At 41.8% G+C, this 23,836-nt stretch carries 22 protein-coding genes and 1 pseudogene; 8 read left to right on the top strand and 15 right to left on the bottom strand.

All coding sequences use genetic code 11. From position 1 onward, the window contains the following. Positions 1–125 precede the first annotated feature (125 nt). Complete coding sequence (istA, locus tag FGL37_RS00470) at positions 126–914, bottom strand: IS21 family transposase (RefSeq protein WP_051607232.1); 789 nt, start codon at positions 912–914, stop codon at positions 126–128. 186 nt (positions 915–1,100) lie between these two features. Here istA and FGL37_RS00465 point away from each other — a divergent pair, with 186 nt between their 5' ends. Further along, positions 1,101–1,529: a hypothetical protein gene (locus FGL37_RS00465; RefSeq protein ID WP_138096619.1), complete on the top strand. Its 429-nt coding sequence runs from the start codon at positions 1,101–1,103 to the stop codon at positions 1,527–1,529. A 181-nt stretch (positions 1,530–1,710) separates the two neighbouring features. Here FGL37_RS00465 and FGL37_RS00460 read toward each other — a convergent pair whose 3' ends face one another. The 11 genes from FGL37_RS00460 to FGL37_RS00415 all read right to left on the bottom strand — a co-directional run bounded on the left by FGL37_RS00460 (position 1,711) and on the right by FGL37_RS00415 (position 14,609). Beyond that, positions 1,711–4,557 carry a M16 family metallopeptidase gene (locus tag FGL37_RS00460; protein ID WP_028071416.1) on the bottom strand — a complete coding sequence of 949 codons (2,847 nt, stop codon included), beginning with the start codon at positions 4,555–4,557 and terminating at the stop codon, positions 1,711–1,713. 22 nt (positions 4,558–4,579) lie between these two features. After that, the gene (locus FGL37_RS00455; protein WP_028071415.1) at positions 4,580–5,713 is read right to left on the bottom strand and encodes a TlpA disulfide reductase family protein; all 1,134 of its coding nucleotides are present in this window, start codon (positions 5,711–5,713) and stop codon (positions 4,580–4,582) included. A 12-nt stretch (positions 5,714–5,725) separates the two neighbouring features. Then, positions 5,726–7,105: a RagB/SusD family nutrient uptake outer membrane protein gene (locus tag FGL37_RS00450; RefSeq protein ID WP_028071414.1), complete on the bottom strand. Its 1,380-nt coding sequence runs from the start codon at positions 7,103–7,105 to the stop codon at positions 5,726–5,728. Between the two features lie 17 nt (positions 7,106–7,122). After that, positions 7,123–10,332, bottom strand: coding sequence for a SusC/RagA family TonB-linked outer membrane protein (locus FGL37_RS00445; RefSeq protein ID WP_051607231.1), 3,210 nt, complete (start codon positions 10,330–10,332; stop codon positions 7,123–7,125). Between the two features lie 53 nt (positions 10,333–10,385). Continuing rightward, entirely contained in the window at positions 10,386–11,483 is a 1,098-nt protein-coding gene (locus FGL37_RS00440) for a FecR family protein (protein WP_037534093.1), read from the bottom strand. A 73-nt stretch (positions 11,484–11,556) separates the two neighbouring features. Beyond that, entirely contained in the window at positions 11,557–12,171 is a 615-nt protein-coding gene (locus tag FGL37_RS00435; RefSeq protein WP_160169534.1) for an RNA polymerase sigma factor, read from the bottom strand. A 263-nt stretch (positions 12,172–12,434) separates the two neighbouring features. Beyond that, positions 12,435–12,845 (bottom strand): helix-turn-helix domain-containing protein, encoded by a 411-nt coding sequence (locus FGL37_RS00430; RefSeq protein ID WP_197734428.1) that lies wholly within the window; start codon positions 12,843–12,845, stop codon positions 12,435–12,437. Positions 12,846–12,904: 59 nt separating this feature from the next. Next, complete coding sequence (locus FGL37_RS00425) at positions 12,905–13,177, bottom strand: hypothetical protein (protein WP_232048602.1); 273 nt, start codon at positions 13,175–13,177, stop codon at positions 12,905–12,907. A gap of 91 nt (positions 13,178–13,268) precedes the next feature. Beyond that, on the bottom strand, positions 13,269–13,427 hold the full coding sequence (locus tag FGL37_RS25310; protein WP_160169533.1) for a hypothetical protein: 159 nt from the start codon (positions 13,425–13,427) through the stop codon (positions 13,269–13,271). Positions 13,428–13,658: 231 nt separating this feature from the next. Beyond that, complete coding sequence (locus FGL37_RS00420) at positions 13,659–14,387, bottom strand: PRC-barrel domain-containing protein (RefSeq protein WP_051607230.1); 729 nt, start codon at positions 14,385–14,387, stop codon at positions 13,659–13,661. Positions 14,388–14,426: 39 nt separating this feature from the next. Next, positions 14,427–14,609 carry a hypothetical protein gene (locus FGL37_RS00415; RefSeq protein ID WP_028071410.1) on the bottom strand — a complete coding sequence of 61 codons (183 nt, stop codon included), beginning with the start codon at positions 14,607–14,609 and terminating at the stop codon, positions 14,427–14,429. 819 nt (positions 14,610–15,428) lie between these two features. On the opposite strand from FGL37_RS00415, the gene FGL37_RS00410 reads away from it, so the two are divergent. Together FGL37_RS00410 and FGL37_RS00405 are read left to right on the top strand one after the other, a co-directional pair. Beyond that, positions 15,429–15,827, top strand: a complete 399-nt coding sequence (locus FGL37_RS00410; protein ID WP_081817965.1) for a peroxiredoxin family protein — start codon at positions 15,429–15,431, stop codon at positions 15,825–15,827. 161 nt (positions 15,828–15,988) lie between these two features. Next, positions 15,989–16,393 carry a VOC family protein gene (locus FGL37_RS00405; protein ID WP_028071408.1) on the top strand — a complete coding sequence of 135 codons (405 nt, stop codon included), beginning with the start codon at positions 15,989–15,991 and terminating at the stop codon, positions 16,391–16,393. A 365-nt stretch (positions 16,394–16,758) separates the two neighbouring features. Here the strand turns inward: FGL37_RS00405 and FGL37_RS26055 are convergent, their stop codons facing one another. Further along, positions 16,759–16,914: a two-component regulator propeller domain-containing protein gene (locus FGL37_RS26055; RefSeq protein ID WP_197734427.1), complete on the bottom strand. Its 156-nt coding sequence runs from the start codon at positions 16,912–16,914 to the stop codon at positions 16,759–16,761. Between the two features lie 105 nt (positions 16,915–17,019). On the opposite strand from FGL37_RS26055, the gene FGL37_RS00395 reads away from it, so the two are divergent. Continuing rightward, positions 17,020–17,316 (top strand): S41 family peptidase, encoded by a 297-nt coding sequence (locus FGL37_RS00395; protein ID WP_138096617.1) that lies wholly within the window; start codon positions 17,020–17,022, stop codon positions 17,314–17,316. Between the two features lie 92 nt (positions 17,317–17,408). Next, positions 17,409–18,608 (top strand): IS256 family transposase, encoded by a 1,200-nt coding sequence (locus FGL37_RS00390; protein ID WP_171019317.1) that lies wholly within the window; start codon positions 17,409–17,411, stop codon positions 18,606–18,608. Between the two features lie 149 nt (positions 18,609–18,757). Here FGL37_RS00390 and FGL37_RS00385 read toward each other — a convergent pair whose 3' ends face one another. Further along, positions 18,758–19,450, bottom strand: a complete 693-nt coding sequence (locus FGL37_RS00385; protein ID WP_028071694.1) for a hypothetical protein — start codon at positions 19,448–19,450, stop codon at positions 18,758–18,760. A 525-nt stretch (positions 19,451–19,975) separates the two neighbouring features. Then, a complete protein-coding gene (locus FGL37_RS00380) occupies positions 19,976–20,656 on the bottom strand; it encodes an alpha/beta hydrolase (RefSeq protein ID WP_197734426.1) in 681 nt (226 codons plus the stop codon). Positions 20,657–20,828: 172 nt separating this feature from the next. On the opposite strand from FGL37_RS00380, the pseudogene FGL37_RS00375 reads away from it, so the two are divergent. From FGL37_RS00375 to FGL37_RS00365, 3 genes and pseudogenes are all read left to right on the top strand, one after another. Then, positions 20,829–21,943: pseudogene (locus tag FGL37_RS00375) on the top strand (IS3 family transposase). 169 nt (positions 21,944–22,112) lie between these two features. After that, on the top strand, positions 22,113–22,835 hold the full coding sequence (locus tag FGL37_RS00370; protein ID WP_028071696.1) for a hypothetical protein: 723 nt from the start codon (positions 22,113–22,115) through the stop codon (positions 22,833–22,835). Continuing rightward, positions 22,828–23,790: a hypothetical protein gene (locus FGL37_RS00365; RefSeq protein WP_051607273.1), complete on the top strand. Its 963-nt coding sequence runs from the start codon at positions 22,828–22,830 to the stop codon at positions 23,788–23,790. The genes FGL37_RS00370 and FGL37_RS00365 overlap by 8 nt, the downstream gene beginning before the upstream one ends. The last annotated feature ends 46 nt before the right edge of the window (positions 23,791–23,836 follow it).

The raw sequence follows: 23,836 nt of genomic DNA, 5'->3' as shown, positions 1-23,836 counted from the left end.
TGTTCGCGGCGCAGTTCTTCCAGTGGGATGAGCTTCGTGGTGCCATGGGGTAGGTTGTTGGCCGTACGGAAAAGCCAGGCCCGGCATTCATCGTTGAGTGTTTCCAGGTCACGGTAAGGCCTGTTCTAGAGAAAGTTCTGCTTTACATATTTTACAACGTTCTCTACTTTTCCTTTGCTCTGGGGGTCGGCTTTCCTGCAGAAATGAAGTTTGATGCCACGATCGCGTACATAGCTGGAAAACTCGGAGGTCAGGACGATGTCACCGAGGTTTTCCGATACCATAAATAACCTGTCCTGATCGTAGACGATCTCCCGGGGCAGTCCGCCGATAAACCGAAAGGCCTCTTCATGGGCATCGATCACCATAGCGGTGGTAAAGGGCACATCGCTGAAAACAACAAACTTATAGCGGCTCCGGGACAGGATGAAAGTAAAGAACTGTACTTTTTTCTGCTTACCGCGCGTAGTGGTCATGTTGTAAAAACCAAAGTCAACCTGTGCCTGCTCACCATAGGGAAGCTCCGCGACCATCTGGAAATCGCGGCCGCTCACTTCTTTGGGGATGTTGAACTCCGCCCGGATACCCTGAACAAAGTTGAATACGGTCTTGGGGCTGACTTGCGGAAAGTCAGGGTAATGCTCCCTGAGCCAGTCATGCATCTGGGCCGCTGAGGTGTCATTATACAGCGACAGCTTTTCCTTTACGAAATCACGGTAGGGATCCAGTAACTTTTTCTTGGAAGAGGGGGCTTCCAGTTCATTTTGGTAACTTCGGTCATCTTTGGACAAAAGCTTTTTTACCGTGCGCCAGTTCAGACCCAGATGATCGGAGATCTTACGGATCGAGCTGCCTTCCCGGTGCATTTTGTGAACCTCGTGATAGGTCATAAGTTTACTTAAATAATAGTTCATAAATAACTTTGTCTTTTTGCTGCGACAAAGCTTGTTTTTTCTTTTGGGACACCGCGTCCCAAAAGATGAACTATGTATTTATTATTGCCAATTATGCTGCATTCCTTATTGCCAAAAACGCTGCACCGTTATTGCCATTTTTGCTGCACTCTAAATTGCCAAAAGTTGTGTATTCTGAAAATGTACATGTACAAACGGTTACTTTTTTCTATAGTCTTCTTGTTATTTTGTTCCTGTAAACTTTATCAAAGCGAGCGGAAAGAAGCTCTGCGGGAAGAACAAACGCAGTCAAAATACAAGCAGCAACTCGATATTTGGTACAGCGGACAGATAGATAGCCAATCGCGGCATTGGCTTTTTTTGACGGATAGCAGTTTTCGCTTTCATCCCATTAGTGGTTTGATCGGTCAAAAGGGGCAGTTGGCCATGCTGGAATCTCAGGTAAAGATAAGTAATAAACAGGGGGCTTCTACAAACAGCAGCGCTAGCCGCGTAAAAACGCTGCAGCAGCAAAGCACAGAAAAATGGAGTGCATGGGTAGTCCCCAATCTTTGGCTCATCGGATTGCTGTTAGTGGCATTTGCACTGGCTTGGAAGTTTCGAAGCTTTTTTTAAACATGATGTTGCTTGCAATCATCGATGGGAAAACATAAATTCCGGGGATAGAGAATTTCCTTTTTCGGTCAATCAGGAGGTTTGGTCAGTAAACAAGAAAGCCGCAAAGAATATACATCTTTGCGGCTTTCTTGTGTTCAGTGCTTATGAAAATAATGCGATGTCAATAGCCCTTCTGTATTTATTTTTTTACTTCTGGAAGCTGAACGATCTTAATAACGTTTTGGTCACTGATATAGCGTTTGGCAGCCGCTTTAACTAGCGCTGGGGTCAGTTGATCGCGCAACGATGCACGTTCAAAAATGCGGTGCATATCATCGCCATTATACAGGTTGCTGTACAGGTAATTCGACCAGAAATCATTTGTTTTTAGTGCGGATTCGTAGTTTAGCTTGTCATTCGCTTTGAATTTGTCGAGATTGGCAACAGAAGGTCCTGCAGTCTTTAATTTCTCAATTTCCTCAAGCGAATACTTCGCTAGTTTGTCCGCATTGGCCACCGAACAGCTGAAGGCTACCGTAAGGGTATAACGGGCATCAGGCAGCTTGCTATAATCCATCTGGATCGATGGCGAATACACACCGCCTTCTTCTTCACGTAGTCGTTCCAACAAACGGATATCCAAAACTTCCCGAAAGGCCTGCAAAGCCATATTATTGGCTTCACTATAGTCATATGGGCCCGAAAGAACAAGATAGACCATCGCTTTCTCTTCTTTGCTCAGCGCCAGCTTTTTCTCGATCTTCCCTGCAGGAATATGAATGTTTAAATCACGGTAAGCAGGTGCCTTCGACGAGATGCTGGGTAATCCGCCAATATACTTGGCAAGCAATGGTTTTATTTTTTCAATGTCAAAGCTGCCCACAAAAGCAAAATTGTAGCCCGAAGCATTGGCAAAACGTTCTTTGTAGATGTCCAAAGCACGCTGAGGATTGATCTGATTGATCTTCTCCATGGTTAACCCCGTGCGACGAACATTATTGCCCGACAGGATAGCCATGACCGAGTCTTGGAATACAGCGTCGCCATTCTTATCGCGGTCTTTAAGTCCATCTTTGGCATTGGCCAAGATACCCGCAACAATAGCGGTATCTAGGCGAGGCTCTGTAAAGTAGCCGTACATCATCTGCAGGGCAAGTTCCAGGTCTTTATTGTTGGCATAGCCGCTCACGCCCTGGGCAGTCTCACTGATAAAGGGGGATGCCGAGGCCGTTCGTCCGGCTAATGATTTTTCAAATTGTTCGGCTGTATAGTTGCCAAGCCCGCTGGCAGCAATGAGGCCAACGGCATTGGTCGCGCTCTGAAAATCTCGATCATCGTAAAGTGATGTTCCGCCATAGGAATATCCTTGAAAGGTGATCTGATTGTTTTGGTAGTTGGTCGGTTTTAAGAGTACCCGGACGTCGTTGCTCAACGTCAAGGTCGTGGTTCCTAAACTGCTGTCTTTTTCTTCTTTAACAATTGTACCAGATTGAGCTTCCCGTTTGAGCAGCGGCAAATCGCTTGTTTCTTCGGTGAAGGCCGTCTGTTTTTCTTTGGACAAGGTAGCGATCCAACTGTTGATATCCGCCTCTTTCGGCAGATTTGCTTTATCCGATTCAGATGCAGTCACAATAATATCGCGGTTGCTATTGGTTAGATACTGTTGCAAGAGCTGCTGGATGTCCGAAAGGCTGACCGCCGGAAGCATTTCGCGCGTCAGTTTCATCTCATGATCGATACCCGGAGAGGCTACCCCGTTCAGAAAATGCTGAATATATTCCTGTACATATTGTTCGGAGGCAATCTTATCCTTTTCTTCGAGCATATTTTCCATTTGGTTCATATAGGTATCCTTGGCGCGTTGCAGTTCTGCGGCCGTAAAGCCATATTGTTTCGCCCGCAAAAGTTCACGCCATACAGCGTCAAAACCTTCTTTCAGACGACCTGGTTTGGCCGTGAGTTCGATCTGAAATACATCTAGTCCACCCATAAAGCCACCCAATGATGCGCCACCGCTCAAAAAAGGCGGATTCGCTATGCGAAATAATGGACTATATCGCCCTGCCATCATGGTATTAAACAAGGTCTTGATCAGGTTGTGCTTATAGTCGGCGAGGTTCTGTAATTTACGTTCAGGGTGTTTGATGCTGATATTGATGGATGTTGCGGTAATTTCAGGATCCGTCACCACCATAAATTGATTTTTGCCCTGCAGTGGAATGTGGTATGTTTTTCGAGCTGTTGGCTGCAAAGGATTTTTGAGCAACGAAAACTGTTTTTTCAGCGTTCGCTCGGTCTGGTCGACATCGATATCACCGACGACAATAACGGCTTGGAGGTTGGGGCGGTACCAGCTTTTATAAAAATGCTCAATTTCCTCATAAGGGAAATGTTGAATGACTTCTTCGGTACCAATTGGAATGCGCTGTGCGTACAGGGAATGATTGAGCGCAACAGGTAAAGTCTTGTCCTGGATGCGCTCACCCAGGCTCTTGCCGGCACGTTTTTCTTCCAATATCACGCCACGCTCTTTGTCGATTTCACGATGGGTCAGACTGATACCCTGGGCCCAATCTTGAAGGATCTGAAATCCATTGCTGACGAGTTTGCCATCATTGGATGGTAGCTGCAGTTGGTAAACAGTTTCATTGAAGCTGGTATACGCGTTGATATCGGCTCCAAAGCTGATCCCATTTTTTTGCAGGTAGTCAACCAGGCTGTTGTCGGGATAGTGCGTCGTGCCATTGAAGGCCATATGCTCTAGAAAATGCGCTAGCCCACGCTGCTTTTCGTTCTCCAGGATAGATCCGACCTTGTTGACCAGATACATATAAACACGTTCTTGAGGTTCGGTATTCTTTCGGATATAATAGGTGAGTCCATTGGGCAGTTTACCATAACGGACACTTTTGTCAAAAGGTAAAGCGGTGGTATCGTCTTCGTGTTTTGACCATACGATTTCCGTCGCTCCCGGGGTGCTGCTGCTATGGGCAAGCATCGGACTAAAACCTAACAGCGAAAGGTAGAGCAGTTTTTTTAAATGCATATAATTGTGATAAAATTGCGAATTAGAATATGTTTTTTAGTGTTTCATAAAGGGCGTCGCCGCGTAGGTTGATGCCGATGATTTTCCCGGTGGGATCCAAGAGGTAATTGGAGGGAATACTTTTGATATGATATGCTGCGCTCACCTGACCATCCGGATCAACCACATTGGTCCAGGTCATGCCATCGTCCGACACAGCTTTTTTCCAGCTGCTGAGCGCAAAATCTGTGGAGACACCCAATACTTCAAACCCATTAGCTTTAAAAGCATCGTAGGCTTTTGCTACATGTTCATTTTCCACGCGGCAGGGTACACACCAACTGGCCCAGAAATCAACGAGTACATATTTGCCCCGAAAGTCGGTCAGCTTCAGCTGACGTCCGGCAGTATCCGCCAATAAAAATTCTGGTGCGATATCACCGATCTTTAGATTTTTAAGATTGGCAAGCTGCTCTTGGACCTCCTGGCCCAACGGCGAATCTTGAAGGGCAGGTGTTAGCTTGCCAAACAGCTCCGATACCAGTTGCTGATTGCTGGAATCTTTCAGCAGCGCCTGTAGTTTAAAAAGGCTGAGTACATGATCCGTATGCTGCTGCACATAGTTGACCTGTGCTTTCTGTAGTGCCGCAGACCACTTGTTGAGGCTCGCGTCAATCGTGTTGATGGTAGCCCGTGCCGGCGAATCCATGCGAAAACTATCCTGAGAAAAAGCATTCTCTGCCTCGAAATAGGCAGCCATTAGTGTACTGATGCTGTCCAATATCGTCTGATGCGTTTTGTCAAAACTTCTGGCTTCAGTATTCAATGTTGAGCCGGCAATATCCGCGTGGTTAAGCTGACCGAGTTTGGCCCGAATCGTTATCTTGCCAGGGTGCAGATAGAAATCGAGTGTTTCTGATCGTTCCCCCGTAGCATCCATGTAAAATAGATTCGCGATTTCAGGTCCTTCGGAAGTACCTTTAAAGCGAAAATGGCCTTGTTCCAGCCGGGCAGAATCAAGCGGGAGATCGCCACCAAAACGTTGAAGGAAAAGTTTTCCTTTTTGATTTTTGGGAACCCCAAAAAGTGTTCCCTGAAGCTGGTAGGTTGCTTTTTCCTGCGCCTTGACGAAGCATATGGAATAAAGAAAGGCAAAAGCTAATAGCGTAACTCTCATTGTATATCGTGTTTAGTTGTTATATCCCGGATTTTGCGTTAATTGCCTGTTATTTTGGAGCTCAACGGTGGGTAAAGGGTAGAGCTGGGCAAACGTCTTCCAAGTGGTCGGTTTTGCTTTTTTCATCACGTTATCGGCTAGCCCCATGCGTTTGAGAGTAAACCAACGGTCGCCCCATTCGAAACAGAGTTCAACGCGACGCTCCTGCACGATGGCTGCTCTCGCCTGTGATTGGGATAATCCACTGGATAAATCCGTAAGTCCCGCACGCCTGCGTAGGATATTGATATCATCAATAGCCGTTGAGAGACCAAGTTGCAGGCGTGCCTCGGCACGGTTGAGGTATTGTTCGCCCAAGCGCAACACCGAGGTATACTCATTGTTTGCAGATCCGGCTTCGCCGTTGGAACGGTATTTGTTGATCTGATAGCCGTTTACTGTTTCTTCAAAACGGACGAAGTTTTCTTTTCGTTTATCGTTCTCCTCAAAGGCTGGCAATAGACCCGTTGCATCTTCAGTTACGCCAAAGCTGGCAAACTCTCCTTTTATGCCGATGCCAATGGAGGCGCCCACACTGTTCCATAGCTGCAATATCTGCTCGGGATTGTTTTTGGTAAAGATATCCATTGGCTCGCCCCCGTCTGCACGATCAAAATGGCCCAGTTGAAACAACTGCGACTGTGCGATCACCTGACTGGCGGCCTGCTCAGCTTTAGTCCAGTCTTTGGTAAATAGGTATACGCGCGACAACAGGGCTAATGCAGCCCACTTATTGGCCTTCACGCGCTCGCCTGGGTAATCCGAACCTAAAAGCTGGCTGGCATCTTCCAGATCCTGAATGATCTGCGTATACACTGCTGCTACCGCTGCGCGCGGTTTGAGCCGTTCTTCCGGATAATTAGTCGTCAGCACCAAAGGAACATCGCCATAGAGATTGACCAAAAAATAGTAATTGAGGGCCCGCATAAATTTAGCTTGGCCGATGGCTTCATCCTTGCCAGCTTGCGTCATGCCCTTGGATTGCCCAACCCCTTCAATGATTGCATTGCTAATCCCAATGATGGAATATAGATTTCCCCAAAAGTCATTCGTCTGCCCCGAAAAGGGATTGAGGTTGTAGCTGTACATAAAGCTATACTCGGGGTTAAAGCTATTGATACCGGGTATCAGCTCGTCAGAAGATAATCCCGTGTTCAGTGAAAGATCATTTTGATAAGCAGCAAATCGGCCATACATCCCGACGACAACACTGTCGGCCATGGTGTCATTCGCATAAATTTGATCCGTGGTGTAGATGTATTTTGGTGTCACCTCCAGCAGTTTGTTGCAACTGCTCATACCTAAGGCAACAGGTAAAAGGAAGCTCAATAATTTGATATAGTTGGTTTTCATGTCGTAGTCTAAATGGTTTAAAATGAAGTCCGTAATCCTAACGTAAACGTGCGCAGCATCGGCATGTCCACGCCGGTTTCTGGATCTGTACCCTTATAACTGGTGATGGTCAGTAGATTGGCTCCAGTGACATAGGCGCGTAGGTTTTTAAGTTTTAGCTTATCAAGCATTTTACCCGGTACCGAGTAGCTGAGGGTAATATTGCTTAAGCGGATGTACGACCCGTCCACAAAATTGGCACCCGATGAATTGTAATTGGACATGGTGCTGGAGTTGGTGGTATAAGCAGGAAATTTAGCATCCTCACCCGGATGTTGCCATCTGTCCAAGACAATTGCAGGGGCATTGATAACACTTCCGGCACTCGTAAATGGATAATTATAAATATGTGTGTTCTTTTTGAAACTGAAAAAGACGTCTAGATCAAAGTTTTTATAATTGAACGAGTTGCCAAAGCCACCAAAGAATGTCGGAATATTGTTTGCCAGAGGGACATAGTCATCTGGAAAACTGATAAAACCGTCGCCATTCACATCGCGGAATTGCGGTTGCCCATCCGCAGCATTGATTCCAAGATATTCATACCCCCAGATCAGATTTAATGGTTTACCGATCTGATAGGTTAGGCTGTTGGAAGAGCTTGCAAGGTTGGGATAAGACAAGAGCTTGTTGCGGTTGATGCTCATGGTAAAGTTTGTCTTCCAGGTGAAGGCCAAGGTGTTGATCGGCGTGGTCTGCAGACTAAATTCCCAGCCGCTATTCTGTACATTGGCATCTAGGTTTTGGTTGACCGAACTAAAACCCACCTGAGTAGGTAATCCATAGCCAACTAATTGATTGCCCGACCGATTACGGTAATAGTTTGCTTCAAAGATGATGCGGTCTTTCAAGAAGCCCATTTCAGCAGCAAGGTCAAGCTTCTTGTTGACTTCCCACTGATAATTTGCATTGAATGGGTTCTTAGGAAGATAGCCCTGCCCTTGGTAATTGTCAAATATACGTTCGTAATTCACGAAATAGGAGTAGTCGCCAATATTATCATTACCCGTCAAACCATAGCTGCCGCGCAATTTGGCAAAACTCAAGCCAAACTGATTATCCTTTAACCAGCTCTCTTCGCTTAGGATCCACGCTGTACCGACAGACCAAAAGTTACCATATTTTTTTCCAGGACCAAAACGGGAAGAGCCGTCACGTCTGACGGTTGCATTGACGACATATTTTTGGTCAAACGTCCATCCCACACGAGCAAATCCCGAAAGGAAACGGTACTGAGTATCCTTGGGTTCGATATTGATGATTGGTGCGGCATGGATGTCTCTAATCTGACTATCGTCTGTATAGCCGTTTCCACTTGTGGTAATTGCCGAGTTACCGCGATGGATATAAGTACCCCCGAGAAGGGCACGAAATGAACTGCGCCCCACGATAAGATCATAATTCAGCTGAGGCTCAAAATTAAAGGTAGCCGTGCTAGCCTTGGTAAAAGTGTTGTTGCCCAAGATGTTTTCGGATGGTCTGAATGATCTCCGTGGATTGATCGCGAGCTGGTCCATTTTCATGCGGGTATAACCGGTATTGATTTTGGCTACAAGATTAGGTAACAACTCATAGCTGAGCGCAATATTGCTGATTAAATTTTTAGTTCTATTTTCAACCGTACGCTCCAGCGCAGCAATAGGGTTATCTATCGTCCAATTTAATTTTCCATCAGCATCGTAAAGGGAGAAATTCGGAGGCAGGGTCTGAAAGTTGGTAAACGATAGTGGAATGACTTCGTTTTTATCCGTGGCATAGCTCGCCGAAAGGGAAGCTTTAAATTTGCCGTCGTTACTGTGGTAGTCGAGGTTGCTTCGGAAGTTACCGACGGAAAGACCGTTTTTCTTTTGATATACAGTGTTTTCACGCCTAAATCCACCGCCAAGCAGGTAGTTGAAACCCGATGATCCCCCCGATAGGGATAATTCAGCATTGGATGTATGGGCGACATTGCCAAAATATTCTTTTTGCCAGTCGTGGTCTTCCGTTTGACTCCATTTCAGCAGGTCAGGGTAATCATTGGACGTGAGTTCAATACCGTCGTTTTTTGCAGCCTCACGTCGCATCTCCAGATATTGGGCGGTATTGAGCATTTTTACATACTTGGCGATAGAGCCAAAACTATGGTAATAATCAGCACTGATGGTGGGACGACCGGGCTTACCGCGTTTGGTGGTGATCAGGATCACACCATTGGCACCCCGGGCACCATAGATCGCGGTAGCATCAGCATCTTTAAGTACTTCAATGCCGGCAATCGTGCTGGGGTCGATACTTTTAAAAGGGCTTTCACCTAAATAGGAAGAGGTGAGGCCATTTGCACCGATATAGGCCAGTGAACTGCTATTAAAAGGAATACCATCAACAATGTACAAGGGTTGTCGCGCTTGGCCATCCTGATTGACCGTATTGATGCCCCGGATTTGCACCTGAGTCTGTATGCCGGGAAGGCCATTTAGGGTATTGATCATCATACCAGGAACCCGATTTTGGAGTGCAATGAGCGGGTCTGCTGTCGGTGTTTTCTCAATGGTGGCCGCAGTCACGCTAGCGGTCGAACCTGTATTCAACCGTTTTGATACCTCCTGCCCATACGATAGTACGCTGACTTCATCAAGCAGGTTTTGGGTCTGCAAAAGCTGCATGCTAATGATGCTTTGGCTTGGGGCTACAGCAAGTTGCCTCTCTTCGTAACCAACGGAACTGAAAACCAAGGTGTCGGTATGATTGGTCCGCTCGATCTTAAAAGCGCCTTTATCATTTGTAAAGGTAACTTTATCATTGCTTTTGTTGTAAACGGTTACCAGTTCTACGGGGCCGGATTTGTCCCGTACAGTTCCGTTCAACAAAAGCTGTTTGGCAGGTTGCTGTTGTTTTTGATGCTGTTGGCCGCTTTTCTCCCGTGGAAGAATGGTGATCTCTCTTCCAACAATTTTAAAGGTGAACGGTAAATCCTTAAAGGCTTCATCAAGAACATCACGCAAGGCTTTATCCTTTGCCTGAACTTTGACAACGGTATTGAGGTCGATCTGATTGCCAGACGCAATGATGTTATAGCCTGTCTGTTGTCGGATGGTTGAAAAAAGTTCTTTGAGCGTCGGTTTTCCCTGATAATTGAGCTGTTGACCAACGACTGTGCTACCAGCAAGAAGCGACGTGACCAAGAGCAAGTTTTTTAGACGATTCATCGGGTCTGTGATTTAGGTTAATGTGTTTAGATTTCTGTGTAAAAAAGGCTTCGTTATTTAATTTTGTGAACAGCTATTTTGCCGTCACGATAGTTAAAGTTTAATTGACCGGTGCTTTCCAAAAAGGTAAGCGTTTTGGTCAATGATTGATTTTTGTCGATAGATCCCCAAAAGACAAGCTGTTTCGTAGCGGAGTCTTCATATTCAAAATCTACATTGTACCACCTTGAAAGTGTAGCCAAAATGGCATCGAGCCGTTCGTTGTCAAATAGGAAATATCCTTTCTTCCAAGCTGTCGCTGCTTCGATATTGGCCGGTAGAATCTGGATCGATGTCTTGGAGATGAGCGATCGCTGTCCGGGTACAAGCAGGCGTTGATTTACATCGACCGAACCTTCAAGCAGTGTAGTTTCAACAAACTCGCGGTTGTCATAACTGTTGATGTTAAATGTGGTGCCCAATACCTTGACTTCCTGGTTTCTGGATTTCACGATAAAGGGTTTATGTGGATTTTTGTTTACTTCAAAATAGGCTTCTCCTGTTAACAAGACTTCCCGTTTGTCGGCAGCAAATTGCATTGGATAGCTGATTGTCGATGCAGCATTCAGCCATACTTTACTGCCATCGGGCAGGTTAACCTGATATTGACCACCCCTGGGAACTTCAACGGTCAATTTGCGCGATTGCAATTCCATAGCGCTGATAGGCGATCCATCTAAATAGACGGCTGTTCCGTTGACGATCTTAACACCCGATTTGCCTCCCTTGAGTGCGATGCTTGACCCGTCTTCCAATTTCAGTATGGCCTTTTCTTGTCCGGGTTTGAATTGATCTATTGCGGCTAGGGTATCGCGATGCGACTGTCCACGCGGGATAAAAAGTAACGCAAAAGCGATCAGCAGGACGGCAGCAGCAGCGCTGATCCAAGCGGCTCTTCGGTACCATGGATTACGCGAGGAAGGCTTTGCATCAAGTTGTTGCTGGATTTGAAGGAGTATGGTATTTTTACGATCTTCCTGCTCGGCGCTATCCAGTTCCCATTCTACAGCTTGCTGCGCTTCGTACCACGATTCTATCAGCTGGTTTTCCTCCGCTGAACTGATACCGAGTTCGTACTTCAATAAGATTTCCGCAATGTTTTTCTGTTCCATGAGCGCCAGTGTTTATAGTATAGTTGCATCAAACCGTATTTGGTGGTAGATGAATATTAAAAAATAATGAATTTTATTTTAAGTCGATGAGAAGGAGGAGCAGAAGCGAATAGAGCCCCTGTTTCTTGAGGTTATTTCTCAGAATGTTCAGTGCGTTGCTGATCTGTTTTTTGACCGTTTGGTCAGAGATGTCCAGACGTTCTGCAATTTCTTTATAACTAAGTTGCTCCTGTCGGCTCAATAGAAATACCTCTTTCATTTTTGCTGGGAGCCGTTCAATTTCACCGTCAATGATCTGCTGCAGCTCTTTACCTTGCTGCTGGTCGCTCAATGAAAATCCGGTAACGTCAATATATTCCAAGATTGATGCAATCAATTTTTTTTGATTGCCTTGAGTGCGGTGATAGAAAAGTGCGCTTTTACGGGCAGCCCCATATAACCAGCCGTGAATATCCTGTATTTCGGACGATTGAGTTTTGTTCCAGAGATTGACGAAAATATTCTGCAAGAGATCTTCTGCATCGGTCTGGTCTTTCACCAGTTTGGACAGGTAGATAAGTAGGGGATCCCAATAGGATTTAAAAATAAGGTCGAACACCTGCCTGTCACCCTGCTGTAGGCGCTGAAGGATATATTTAGATTCGATCTCATTTTTAAGATTCACGTCAGTCGTAATAGGTGACGACAAACTTAGATAAATTTGTCATTAATTGCAATATAAGGTCCCGCTCGATTTTTCATGCCGACCTGTTTAAAGCGAACTTTTTTGTTTCTCCTGTTTCATTCCAATGGCTCCATCCAGATTGCTTTATTACCGTCATTCTCTCTGGATGATGCAAAGAATAGCTAGATACTCTTATGCTTGAATCTAAGTTTTTGAAAATTTCTTAAAAGTTCTTATGCTGATAGTGGTATTTTTGATCTTTAAAATAGTTTAGATTATTACATCGCTTAATTTTCCTTAAAGCTATGCCGCTGAATATATTCAGTGGGGCTCAATCCATACATCTTTTTGAATAGTGTAGTGAAATGCGTCTGATTGGTAAATCCGAGCGAATAAGCTACCTGAGAGATATTCATTTTTTTCTCCAACAGCAACTTTTCAGCTTGCTGTAACCGGATATTACGAATAAATTCACCGGTCGAAATACCCGTCAGCGATTTCACCTTACGGTGCAGCTGTACACGGCTCAACCCTACTTCATCGGCTAGAAACTGCACATTGAACTCCGAATTCTCCAGGTATTGGTTCACTGTTTTGACAATACGTTCCATCAGCTGCTCATCGCTAGACTTAAAGGTGATGGTTTTTACCTTACCTTCCTGCTGCTGCGCGCCCGAAAACTTTCCTTTAACCTTCATGCGGTTTTTGATGAGATTGTGTATAACAAGGTGAAGCTCATCCACCATAAAAGGCTTTGTCAGGTAATGCTCTTTCCAGCAACTAAAGTGTCCTTACTCTGATCTTCGAGATAGATGTTTTCCAAGACCAGTTTTTTTGGAAAATCAATATTGATATAGCCAATTCTAACGGGGGTGCCAATCTTGCCTTCGACATAATGGGTTACTTTTCCGGCAATATAATTCTGTATCGTGGGAAGACGCAGCAAAAAAATAATTAGAATGAAGAGTCCAATGATTCCGCCAATAATCCACAATAATGTTTTTAAAACAATTCGGGTAAATCTGTTCAATGTGTTGTCTGATTTAAGTTTACACATAAGACAACATAACCATACAAATGGTTTGGAATTTATAGAAAGATATCGCTATAATGTCATTTTTTTACCACAGCATATACGTCAGGATGATTAAAAAGCCTCCCCGGATAAGTAATTCTTGCGACAGTTCCTCGCGGTCCAACTTATACCAGCTATATTTTTCGTAATATCTACTGATCGTTTTCCTGTTTTTCTCGCTGACAATTTTATAATTTGTTTTCATAACCGATTTATATTGATGTCTTGTAACAGCATGCAATTATGGTGCAATTTTGGCGATTTGTTAGGGAATTTAGGTAGTTGATGTGGTGGTTTAGGTTATAAAATACACTGTTAAGGCGTATTTAAGCGCTGCGCTTGAGTTTACATCAAAGGGAGTGTTTTATCTATACACTCATTCCGGCTTCGCTAATAGCGTATCGAAGCCAGAATGAGTATATGTAATAGCGTTTGTTTATCGTTCGTTGTTGTTGCGTGTACCAGGTTCATACGCTGTCCCATGTTCGTATCGAGCAGCCACTCTTCTAGTCCGTTGAGCTTGATCAGAAGGAAGTGTCTCCATCTGTTTTCCTTCGCTATAAAAAGTATCTTCGCTAAAGTGGTAATGCGTATAAAATGTGGATGGATCATAACTATTGTCACTTACGACAAATCCAACATTTCCGGTGCCTTCAAAGATGTGCCGGATAGATAATTCCGTTTTCGGATCGACATGGTGCTCCTGGTAAGCAGGCAGTCGAATGACCTGATCTTCAGCAATGGATAGAACCACCACCTCTCCATCATCAGCAGGATTGTATAAATAATCCGTTGCGGGCTCTTCTGTCGGAATCTCGTCGACAGTAAAGATCACGCTATGATTAATCGGCTCAACGGGGGGAGTTGGGTAAGCGGTATCATTACTCGCCTGAATCTTCGTGCCGTCATAAAGCGAGGCAAGACCGATGGGTACAAGTATTTTCTTATCTTCCTCCACAACAAATTCAGCATCATTCAGGTCGATGATAAGATAGCGAACCTGTTGGCTCTGCGGATCAAACAGCAGATCTGTCACCTGTCCGATCAATTGACCAGCCTCATTTTTCACTTTCCATCCGCGGATATCAGGTTCTCCATCGACTATTTCATAATCGCTTCCGCCGAGTTCAATCAAATGATTATAATTTTTGTCTTCTATTGCCATGTTTTTAGTTTTTGAGTTATTCAATTATTTCACGAGGGTCTAAAGAGTATCTCTTAGTGGCGCTGTGGTGTTTACACTTGTGTCCGGAGTAGCCTCATTTAATTGTGCGCCGCTGTTGTAGCGGTTTACAAAATAGAGGACCAATCCCAATGCAAGGAGTGATAGCAGGAGCCATAGCCACCAAGGTGCTCCATTTTTAGGTTTTACTTCTAAATGTGCCATATATACTTTTTTAAAAAGAACAACACTTCATTGGCTTCGTTTGAAAAAAAAAATTATGTATAGGTTTGGCTATTGTAATTTGTTAGCTGTAATGCACGATTGGTATGAGCGATGTAGCTGGCTGAACACGTATGAGCTAAACGTTGAAGGTTGCGTGTTGTATAGTGTTTGATGGGACACTATCAAAAAAAATAAAAATAATTTAAACGATTTGCCATGGACACTGTTATTTGATCGGAAATGTATTAATTAGTTAAATAAACGCAGGTTAAAGGATTGTTTTTTGTAGAGGCTAGGTTCGTGATTGACCTAGCCTTTTTCTTGTTTAAATGATTCCTAACTTTTTTTTATCTCTTATTTCTTAGCAGCAGCAAATGAGAAACAATTGGTAACCAAATTGACCTATTTCACACTGCTTGTTCAGTTCTCGTTCAGTGCTCGTTCAGTAATTACTCGGTGTGCACTGAATAAGCAATGACAAATTACTGTCTAAAAATTGAATAAAAATTGCTGTTAGGGATAAGTTGGTGTTAAGTTGTAGGCATATGATGTATTCCATAAGAATTAACTAAGTTTGTAGCATAGCGCTTTTAAGTAATGCAATCTTTTTATTTCTGTTGTTTATTTTTTGTTCCTTAATCAGTACTTCGGTTGTTGGACAATCGCTGGATTATCCGTCTTTCCGAAATATTTCTTTGGGTACGAACGCAAATACCGTACATTCATTTGCGCAAGATAGTTTGGGAATGTTATGGCTGGGAAGTAACAATGGCCTATTTAATTATAATGGCTATGCGCTGCAATACTAGGCCATAATTTGTGTGTCGGTGTTACTTGGGGAAAGGCAATCCTGTTTCCCTGTCATCTTTCAAAGGTAAGTTTGTCCTGGTTGATTTTTGGGCCAGTTGGTGTGGGCCATGCCGAGCGGAAAACCCGAATGTAGTAAATGCTTATAACCAGTTTAAAGCTCAAAATTTTACTGTCATCGGTGTATCTCTGGATAAAGCCGACGCACGGGAGAAATGGTTGAAAGCGGTTAAGGACGATGACCTTCCCTGGACGCAGGTTTCCGACTTAAAGGGTTGGAATACTGAGGTGGCAAAAGCCTATGGAGTCAATGCAATTCCACAGAATTTTTTGATCGATCCAAATGGAAAAATTGTTGCTAAAGATTTACGCGGACCGGCTTTGCAAAAAACATTGGCTGAATTGTTATGATTTGATAATTTCTTTGCCAAGTATAATGCTTTATCAACAAGACACGGAAAACCGTGTCGTAGAATATGCTTTAAATTCCAAGTAAATTCAAAAGCAGACTGCCATACAGTTGTCAGTATGGGACTTTACATTTGCCGAGTAATTTTAAATATTTATAAGAAATGAATTTAGTTTCCGTTCGTATCATTGCCGCTGAGATTGACGGCATGATAAAATTTTATGAGAAGGTTATAGGAACCTCTATGACACAGTACACACCCGATTTTGCTGAATTAAAAACAAATACAGCTACCTTGGCAATAGGAAGCACAAGGACACTACAATTTTTCGGAGGTGAAAGTGTTGCGCAGGCTTCACAAAATCGCAGTGCTATTATAGAGTTTATGGTGGATGACGTGGATAGTGTTTATGAAAGATTAGCTGATTATCTTGAACCTTACATTGTTCAGAAGCCTACGACAATGCCCTGGGGCAATAAATCTCTCTTATTTCGTGATCCTGAAGGCAATTTGGTTAACCTTTTTACTCCTGCATCGCAAGGACGAGTTACGCCAAATATCGTCTAAAAGCCCGAAGCGAGTTAACCATAATGAGCCAGTCTTCATAATCGCTATGTCGCATGCGAAATGTTGAAAGAGGCAATAGTTTTTGAAGTAATGGACGCAAGATGGCATACTTTTTTATGCTTGACGAAGGCACCGGAAACGGAGTTAAGTTACACTGAATAGTCTAGTCGAAAAGTTGTTCCCAGTGCATTTCTGACTGGGAACAACTTGTTTTTGAGATTATTTAAAGCCGTTGCGTGAAGTAAGATGTAACTTATTCCAGTATTACCATCAGCAATCATCAAAAGCAAAAAAAATCACCAATTGCAACAACTATACTATCTCTTTTCGAAAAGAAGATGTAATACCAGAAGTGATTAATAGGACTACAGACCTGAGGATTTCGGCCGGAGCAGTAGGGGATCACTGCCACCGAGCCAAATATCTCCTTTCTTATCTTCTATTATACTATGAACATTCTTAAAAGGTTGACCTTTGTGAGTTAAAAATTGTCGATGTTGTGCGTTCCTATACGAAAGCATATCCAAGCTGCTTTAAATGGTGGTTGCAATGTTTGTATATGAACTGACCTAATTGGGCTTTGGACATTCTACCAAAGAACCAATGTACAAATGAATATTTTTCAAATGTTTCATAATAAACTGTCATTTCCCAGCGATGATGTTGTACTGAAATCTGAACTGAAGAAAAATTCGAATGCAACTTTTATCGGTGAAGAAACCAGTGGTTCCATCAACCATTATGGAGAAGTAAGGGGTTTTAATTTGCCCAAATCTGATATCGTGATTGCTTTCTCGACGAAATACTGGGAGGTATGGAAAGGGAAAAAAAGGCCTTTGAAACCTGATATTAAGATAAACTATACGATCGAGAACTATATGGACGGAAAAGATGAGGCGTTAATGAGAATATGGTCTAAATAATAAGACACCGTCTCATAAAGTGTGTAAGTTATAAAAATGCGGAGTTGGAAAGGACTTCGCATTTTTTATTTACTTAACTTTATAAGAGTATGATTGACAAAGAGTCACTATTAAACGACAAGGAGTTCTTAAAGAGTTTTAAGGACGGGTTAGAGCTGCAATCATTTTTCCGGGAATTACAGGCACGTGCAGTATCGCAGATGCTTGAAGGAGAAATGGACGGCCACCTTGGCTATGAAAAGCATGAGCGCAGTGGTCAGGGCAATTCCCGAAACGGGCATACCAGCAAAAAGGTTCGTGGGGATCAGGGAGATCTGGAAATTCAGGTCCCACGGGATCGCGATGGTACATTCAACCCCATTATCGTTCCCAAGCGCAAGAACATGATTGACGGAGTTGAGAACGTGATCGTTTCGCTATATGCCAAAGGCATGAGTGTTTCGGATATAGAAAATATGATGCGCGATGTGTACGGATTTGATCTTTCTGAATCGACGATTTCCAGGATTACTGACCGTGTGGCGGGCGATGTGATTGCCTGGCAAAACCGTCCTCTGGACAACGTATATCTGATTGTCTGGATGGATGGCATTGTCTTTAAGGTCAGGGAAAACTCCAAAGTGGTCAATAAGACCATTTATCTTGCTGTGGGCCTAAACAGGGATGGCTATAAAGAAGTTCTGGGCATGTGGCTGGGCAAGAATGAAAGTGCCAGTTTTTGGATGGGAATCCTGACAGACCTGAAATCCCGGGGCGTAGAGGATATGCTGATTACAGCGACCGATAATCTCAATGGTTTCTCCGCTACCATACGGAGTGTGTTTCCTGAGTGTAGTACCCAGGTCTGTGTTGTCCATCAGATCCGAAATGCCTGCAGATATGTTGTATGGAAGGATAAAAAGGCGTTTACAGCAGATATGAAGCCTATCTATGATGCTCCCAATAAACAGGCTGCACAGGCAGCGCTGGCAGATTTTGCCGATAGATGGGAATCCAAATATCCCTATGCCATAAGATCATGGCGGGAGAACTGGGACGAACTGACCGTCTTTTACGACTTCCCACTTGAGATCCGACGAATTATCTATACGACCAATATCATCGAAAACATGAATGGGAAGATCCGTAAATACACAAAGAATAAACTGTCATTTCCCAGCGATGATGCCGTACTGAAATCTGTATATTTGGCTTTGAGAGAAATCTCTAAAAAGTGGACGATGCCTATTCAGAATTGGGGCATTATCCTAAATCAGTTCTTAACTTTATTTGAAAAAAGAGTCCAGTTATAAGGAACATAACTGAACTCCGTATTTTTTATTTACACACTTAGTGGGACAGTCCCTAAAAATGACAGTTGCGTCAAATGATCTTTCTTGAACATCTATGCGTTTTCGTTGGTGGATCCTGATGAGCCTTTTGGCGCAATAGATACTTTTTCTTATTCTTTTTTCGACTGTTCTATTATTCTCCTTTTAACATCACGATTGCTGCTGTATTTAAGTTTATCTGAACCACATATCCCACAAGCCAAAACTGTATATCTAAATGGTTTTTTAAACTGAAATTTATTTTTCGTTATTGGGCTAGTAAGGTTTTTACAAGTTTCGCAAAAGCATTTTTCACGTTGTTCGCGAGGGATAGTTAGATCTTCCATTTCGACGAAGATTTTCATTTCCTCCAAGATGAATTCTTCTGAGTTCTCAAGTGTAATTCCTGTGTTAAAAAGGGTTGAATTGTTATACTTCAAATAGTCCAGATCCTCGTCAATTTCATAAAAGGAGATATATCTGTAATTGTATCCGCTCGCAGACACAATTTTCAACATTTGGCCAAAAGCATATTCTATACTGACCTCTTTTCTGATTGCTTTTTTTGCAATTGTTAAAGCATATTTTTCCATTAAATCTTCTTCGCTTTTCTCTATATTCAACTTTAGATCAGCAATTGATTTCCAAAAATAGATTTCGCGTTCTTCGGTAGATGCGTTATCCAAACCAGCTAAAATATACAGGTTGTCACTCTCATATCCCAAGGTTAAAACATTTACGGCCCATGTAACCAGGTGTTTACTTTCAAAATAAGTCAACGCCCTTTCCGCATAAATTTCAAGTGTTAATTCTTCAAGTATCATATACTGTTATTGCAATCCTCATTTTACTAAACAAATATATTCTAAAGGTATGCAGGGTATTTGCGCAATATATTTATTGCGATATTTATTTTGAAACTTAGGAAAATTCACTGCGAATATATTCCTTTTTTAGGTACAAATCTTAAAGGTTGACCACTTCTTTTTTATTTGATAGTTATTTAATAATTTAATCTATTTTATTTTTAATTTATTGATTTTCAGTATTTTATTATTTGATGGTTATTTGATCATTTGGGAAATCAGGGCTTGGTGATCCTAAATATCCATCAGATTTTAATATTGTATTTACCCCAATGGTATTTACAGGTTAACATCGACTATTTTTTTATCAGATTAGGGACATTATAAAGGACCATATTGATGAGACAATATATAAATCATTTTTGCTCTGATTGGATAGGGGGCAAATCTTGAGGAAATGAACAACGATGTGTTCGTACTTACTATTCTAGGGGTACCCTACCCATTTTTTGAAGGGGAATTTCCCCATCATGTAAAAGGGGATTAGGATACTTTTCCTTCAAGCTCCTGTTGAAGTATTTTATTTAATTCTTCGGCTCTGTTAAATATCATGAAGTGCCCAGCATTTTTGATGGCCTTATCATACGCTATAAAATTTAAGGGCAAAATCCTGTCATCTGTTCCGTGAACATGAAAGACATTGATTGGTGGAATTTGATTCTTCCAACATGCAATTTTGTCAATAGCCCATTCCAAGAAGTCAGCATCAGTATCCGTTAGAATTTGCTTTAAAAGCTGTCTATCAAATGCCGAACGTGTTCCGAAAAACCAGTTTGTCAAGATGTTAGACTTTTTGAAAATCCATGTTGGTAACAGTTTATGAAGGTTAAGCCCCCCTGCAAAACGATAATAAAATGGAATTTCGTGTTTTGTTTTTGCAGAAGAAAGTAAAATTACTCTTTCTGTATCAATTTGTTTAGCGGCTTCAACTGCAATTATTCCTCCAAACGAAAGTCCTATTAGAATTGGGTTTACTGTCGTAACTTGGTCGAGAAGTCGAGTTGTGTAATTTTCAATTGTCTCTTTGTCCAAGGGGGCAAGCCACTTTATAAAAGTCACCGAGAAGCCAGAAAGGTCGAGTCTTTGGAAAACTCTTTCGTCTGCTCCAAGTCCGCTCAAGATGTATAACTCTTTTGTCAATTTATCATTTATTTTTTTATCCATCGATACTTGCTAGTGTATTTTTTATTGTCTGTTATAATCTATCGTAATTATATCTTAGTTTAGTGAAAAGTTGTCTCAAGTCCAGTAAATAGTGACCTCTTCCGACAAAACAGTACATTTTAAAAGTAGAGAATTCCGGTGTGAATTACTAATTTTAAATAGGAGGAAAATCATGAAAAGATCAAAGTTTACCGAGGCACAGATCGCCTTCGCGCTACGTTAGTCCGAGACCGTTACCTGTGTGGAAGAGACATGTCGGCAAATGGGAGTCTCCCAGGCACATTTTTCAATTGGAAGAAAAAATACGGCAGTCTGGGTGTTCCAGAGTTGCGCAAACTGCGGCAGCTGGAAGAGGAGAACGCCCAGGTAAAAAAGCTTGTTGTTGATTTAAGCTTGGACAAACAGATGTTATAGGATGTGATAAAAAAAGTTGTGAAACCGGCATACGGAAAAGAAATGGTCTATTGGATGGTTAGCAATTATCGGATATCAACCCAAAGGGACTGTCGATGTGTATGCCTTGCTAGGTCAATGTACTATTATATCCATTACCGGCATCGGCAAGATAGTTTGCTAAAAATGTGGATGAATGAAATAGCCCACACACGAATCCGTTACGGCTTTAAGCGTATATTCGTTCTGCTTCGACGGGAAGGTTTCACCGATAACCGTAAACGTGTGTACTGTATTAAGGCTTGCGGACTAAACCTACGTACCAAGCGGCCAAAACGAAGCCGTAGTGCTGCTCATCGGTTAGACCGACTGCAGACTGTTATAAACTGGATATGGAGCATGGATTTCTTACAGGATGCGTTGTTTAACCGCGAACGTTTTCGCATTTTAGCTATAGTGGATAATTGTAGTAAAATCTGCCAGGGACTACTGGTGGGAAAGTCTTTAAAAGGTGCCGGTGTAGTAAATGAACTGACCAAAGCCTGCCTGGTGGAAGGATGTTTCCCTGAAAGAATCCAGTGTGACAATGGTAGTGAGTTTATACCAAAAGATGTAGATAGGTGGGCTTACGAAAATCAGGTAACACTGGATTTCTCCAGACCGGGAAAACCAACAGATAATCCGTATATTGAGTCATTCAATGGAAGTTTTCGGGACGAGTGCCTAAATGCGCATTGGTTCCTGTCATTGGAAGATGCGAAGGAAAAAATTGAAATCTGGACGCAAGAGTACAACACCTTCAGACCCCACAGCTGTTTAGGGGATATGACACCTGAAATGTTTATCGAAAAGCAGGTCAAAACAGCGGAATTTTCTACTTTAGAACCCCCCTAAATTTGGGGAGAGGTCAACAAAGCCCGAAACTGCACTTTTGACTGTCTGAACAACGGGGAGGAGGTCAATGGTAAATAAATTTCTTTCTCGTATACTTTGAAAGTATTAATTCTTTTTTTTAGATTAGATAATACCAAAAAGAGTGTTAATTTTTTTAAAATATTTAAAAATGCCAAAAGTTAAAAATTATCCTGATGCTGCTTTTGAAAAGTGTTTAGAATTAGCCAATGCTATAGAAAGTTTAGGGGGTGAATGCCTTTCTGTGACAGCCGCTGAAAAATTAAATAGGACGGAAAGTGGTGCCTATGGGGTTCTTGTAAGCGCAACTGTTAAATATGGGCTGATTACCAATATTAAAAGTACACTAAAGATTACTGATCTATTTAAAAAGATTATTCATGCTTATACTGAAGATGAAGCTCTAGTCTTTAAACGTGAAGCATTTTTAAAGCCTGAAGTTTTTAAATTAATATATGAAAGGCTTAAGGGTAAAGGGTTGGATGCTAATATTTTAGGTAAAATGTTCATCAGGGAATATGATGTGGATTCTAAGAGTGCTCAAAAAGTAGCAGGATATTTTATAAAAGGAATAAAGTCTTTGGGATTGCTGGATCAACAAAATAACCTTCTGAATATTGAGTTTGATCCTACTGAAAATAAGGATAAAGATATCTTACCTGAAGAAGATAATCGCGTCGAAGAGGTAAAAGTTGAGGACGTTAAGTCTTCAGCGATTACAGTTATGCAACATCCATTTTCAAATGAAGAAGAATACATAATTCATCTAAAAGGCCCTACGATAGATTCGAGACTTGTGATAAAAGATGAAGACGATTTTGTTATTCTTACAAGTTATATCAATAAAATTAGAAAGGCTATATTGAATGGTTAAATTAATTACTCCCTCATTTAAGGTCGCAGAAGATTTAATAATTAACTTTAAGCTCTTATCAAATGATAATTCAATTGATGAAAATGTACTTATAAACTCTACTGGTAAAAGTAGAAGTTATATTCGGTCGGCTCTACTTTTTCTAATCGATTTGGATATTTTTAGCGTTAACAATGGTATTATCTCTGTGGGCCCCCAACTTGCCACTAAAACAATAAAGGATATTATACCAAAATCTTTGATAAAATTTGCTATTACAAATTTCGTTCCGTTTAAAGATTACTTCTCTTATATGAATAAGGGTAAGAAGGAGAAACAAAGTGCTCAACTAGTTAAAGTTAACCATGGGATTAGTAATTCAATAGATGATGTAATAAAAATATTTGGTAGGTGGTATCATTACCTTAATTCAGAAATTGGCGAAAATAAGGGGGGGAAAGAAAGGTTGGCTTTAGTTATGCCGAAGGATGATAGCGTCTTTTATTTCAACGAGAAGGGGGACCTAATTTATAATGAAGAATTATTGTTAAAAAAAGTGGCCAATAGAAAGCCTAAAAATCAACATTTTATTGATCCTGACAGACTTGAAAGATTAAAAAGTGTAAATCATAAAGTCTTTGATCTTAGTAGGCTTGTTCGATTTTGCGAGGAATTAGATCATGCTTTTTTATTTGAAAACTACCTATCAGTTGGGATGATAATGAGGGCAATAATTGATCATATTCCTCCAATATTTGATTGTAAGAGCTTTAATGAAGTAGCAAATAATTATGGTAGTAAAAGTTTCAAAAAGTCAATGGAACATCTTAATGTATCACTTAGGAATATTTCTGATTCTTATCTTCATACTCATATCAGAAGAAAAGAGGCCCTACCAAACAAAATACAAATTAACTTTAGTTCCGATATGGACGTCCTGTTAAGTGAGATAATAAGGATAAGTGATCAGGAGTAAGAGAATGTAACTCGAATTATGTTATACCAAAATCATATACATCTAA

Source organism: Sphingobacterium thalpophilum, from assembly GCF_901482695.1.
GTDB classification, from domain to species: Bacteria; Bacteroidota; Bacteroidia; order Sphingobacteriales; family Sphingobacteriaceae; genus Sphingobacterium; species Sphingobacterium thalpophilum.
The sequence above is the reverse complement of the archived record's forward strand: the minus strand, read 5'-3'. Positions and strand labels throughout refer to the sequence as shown.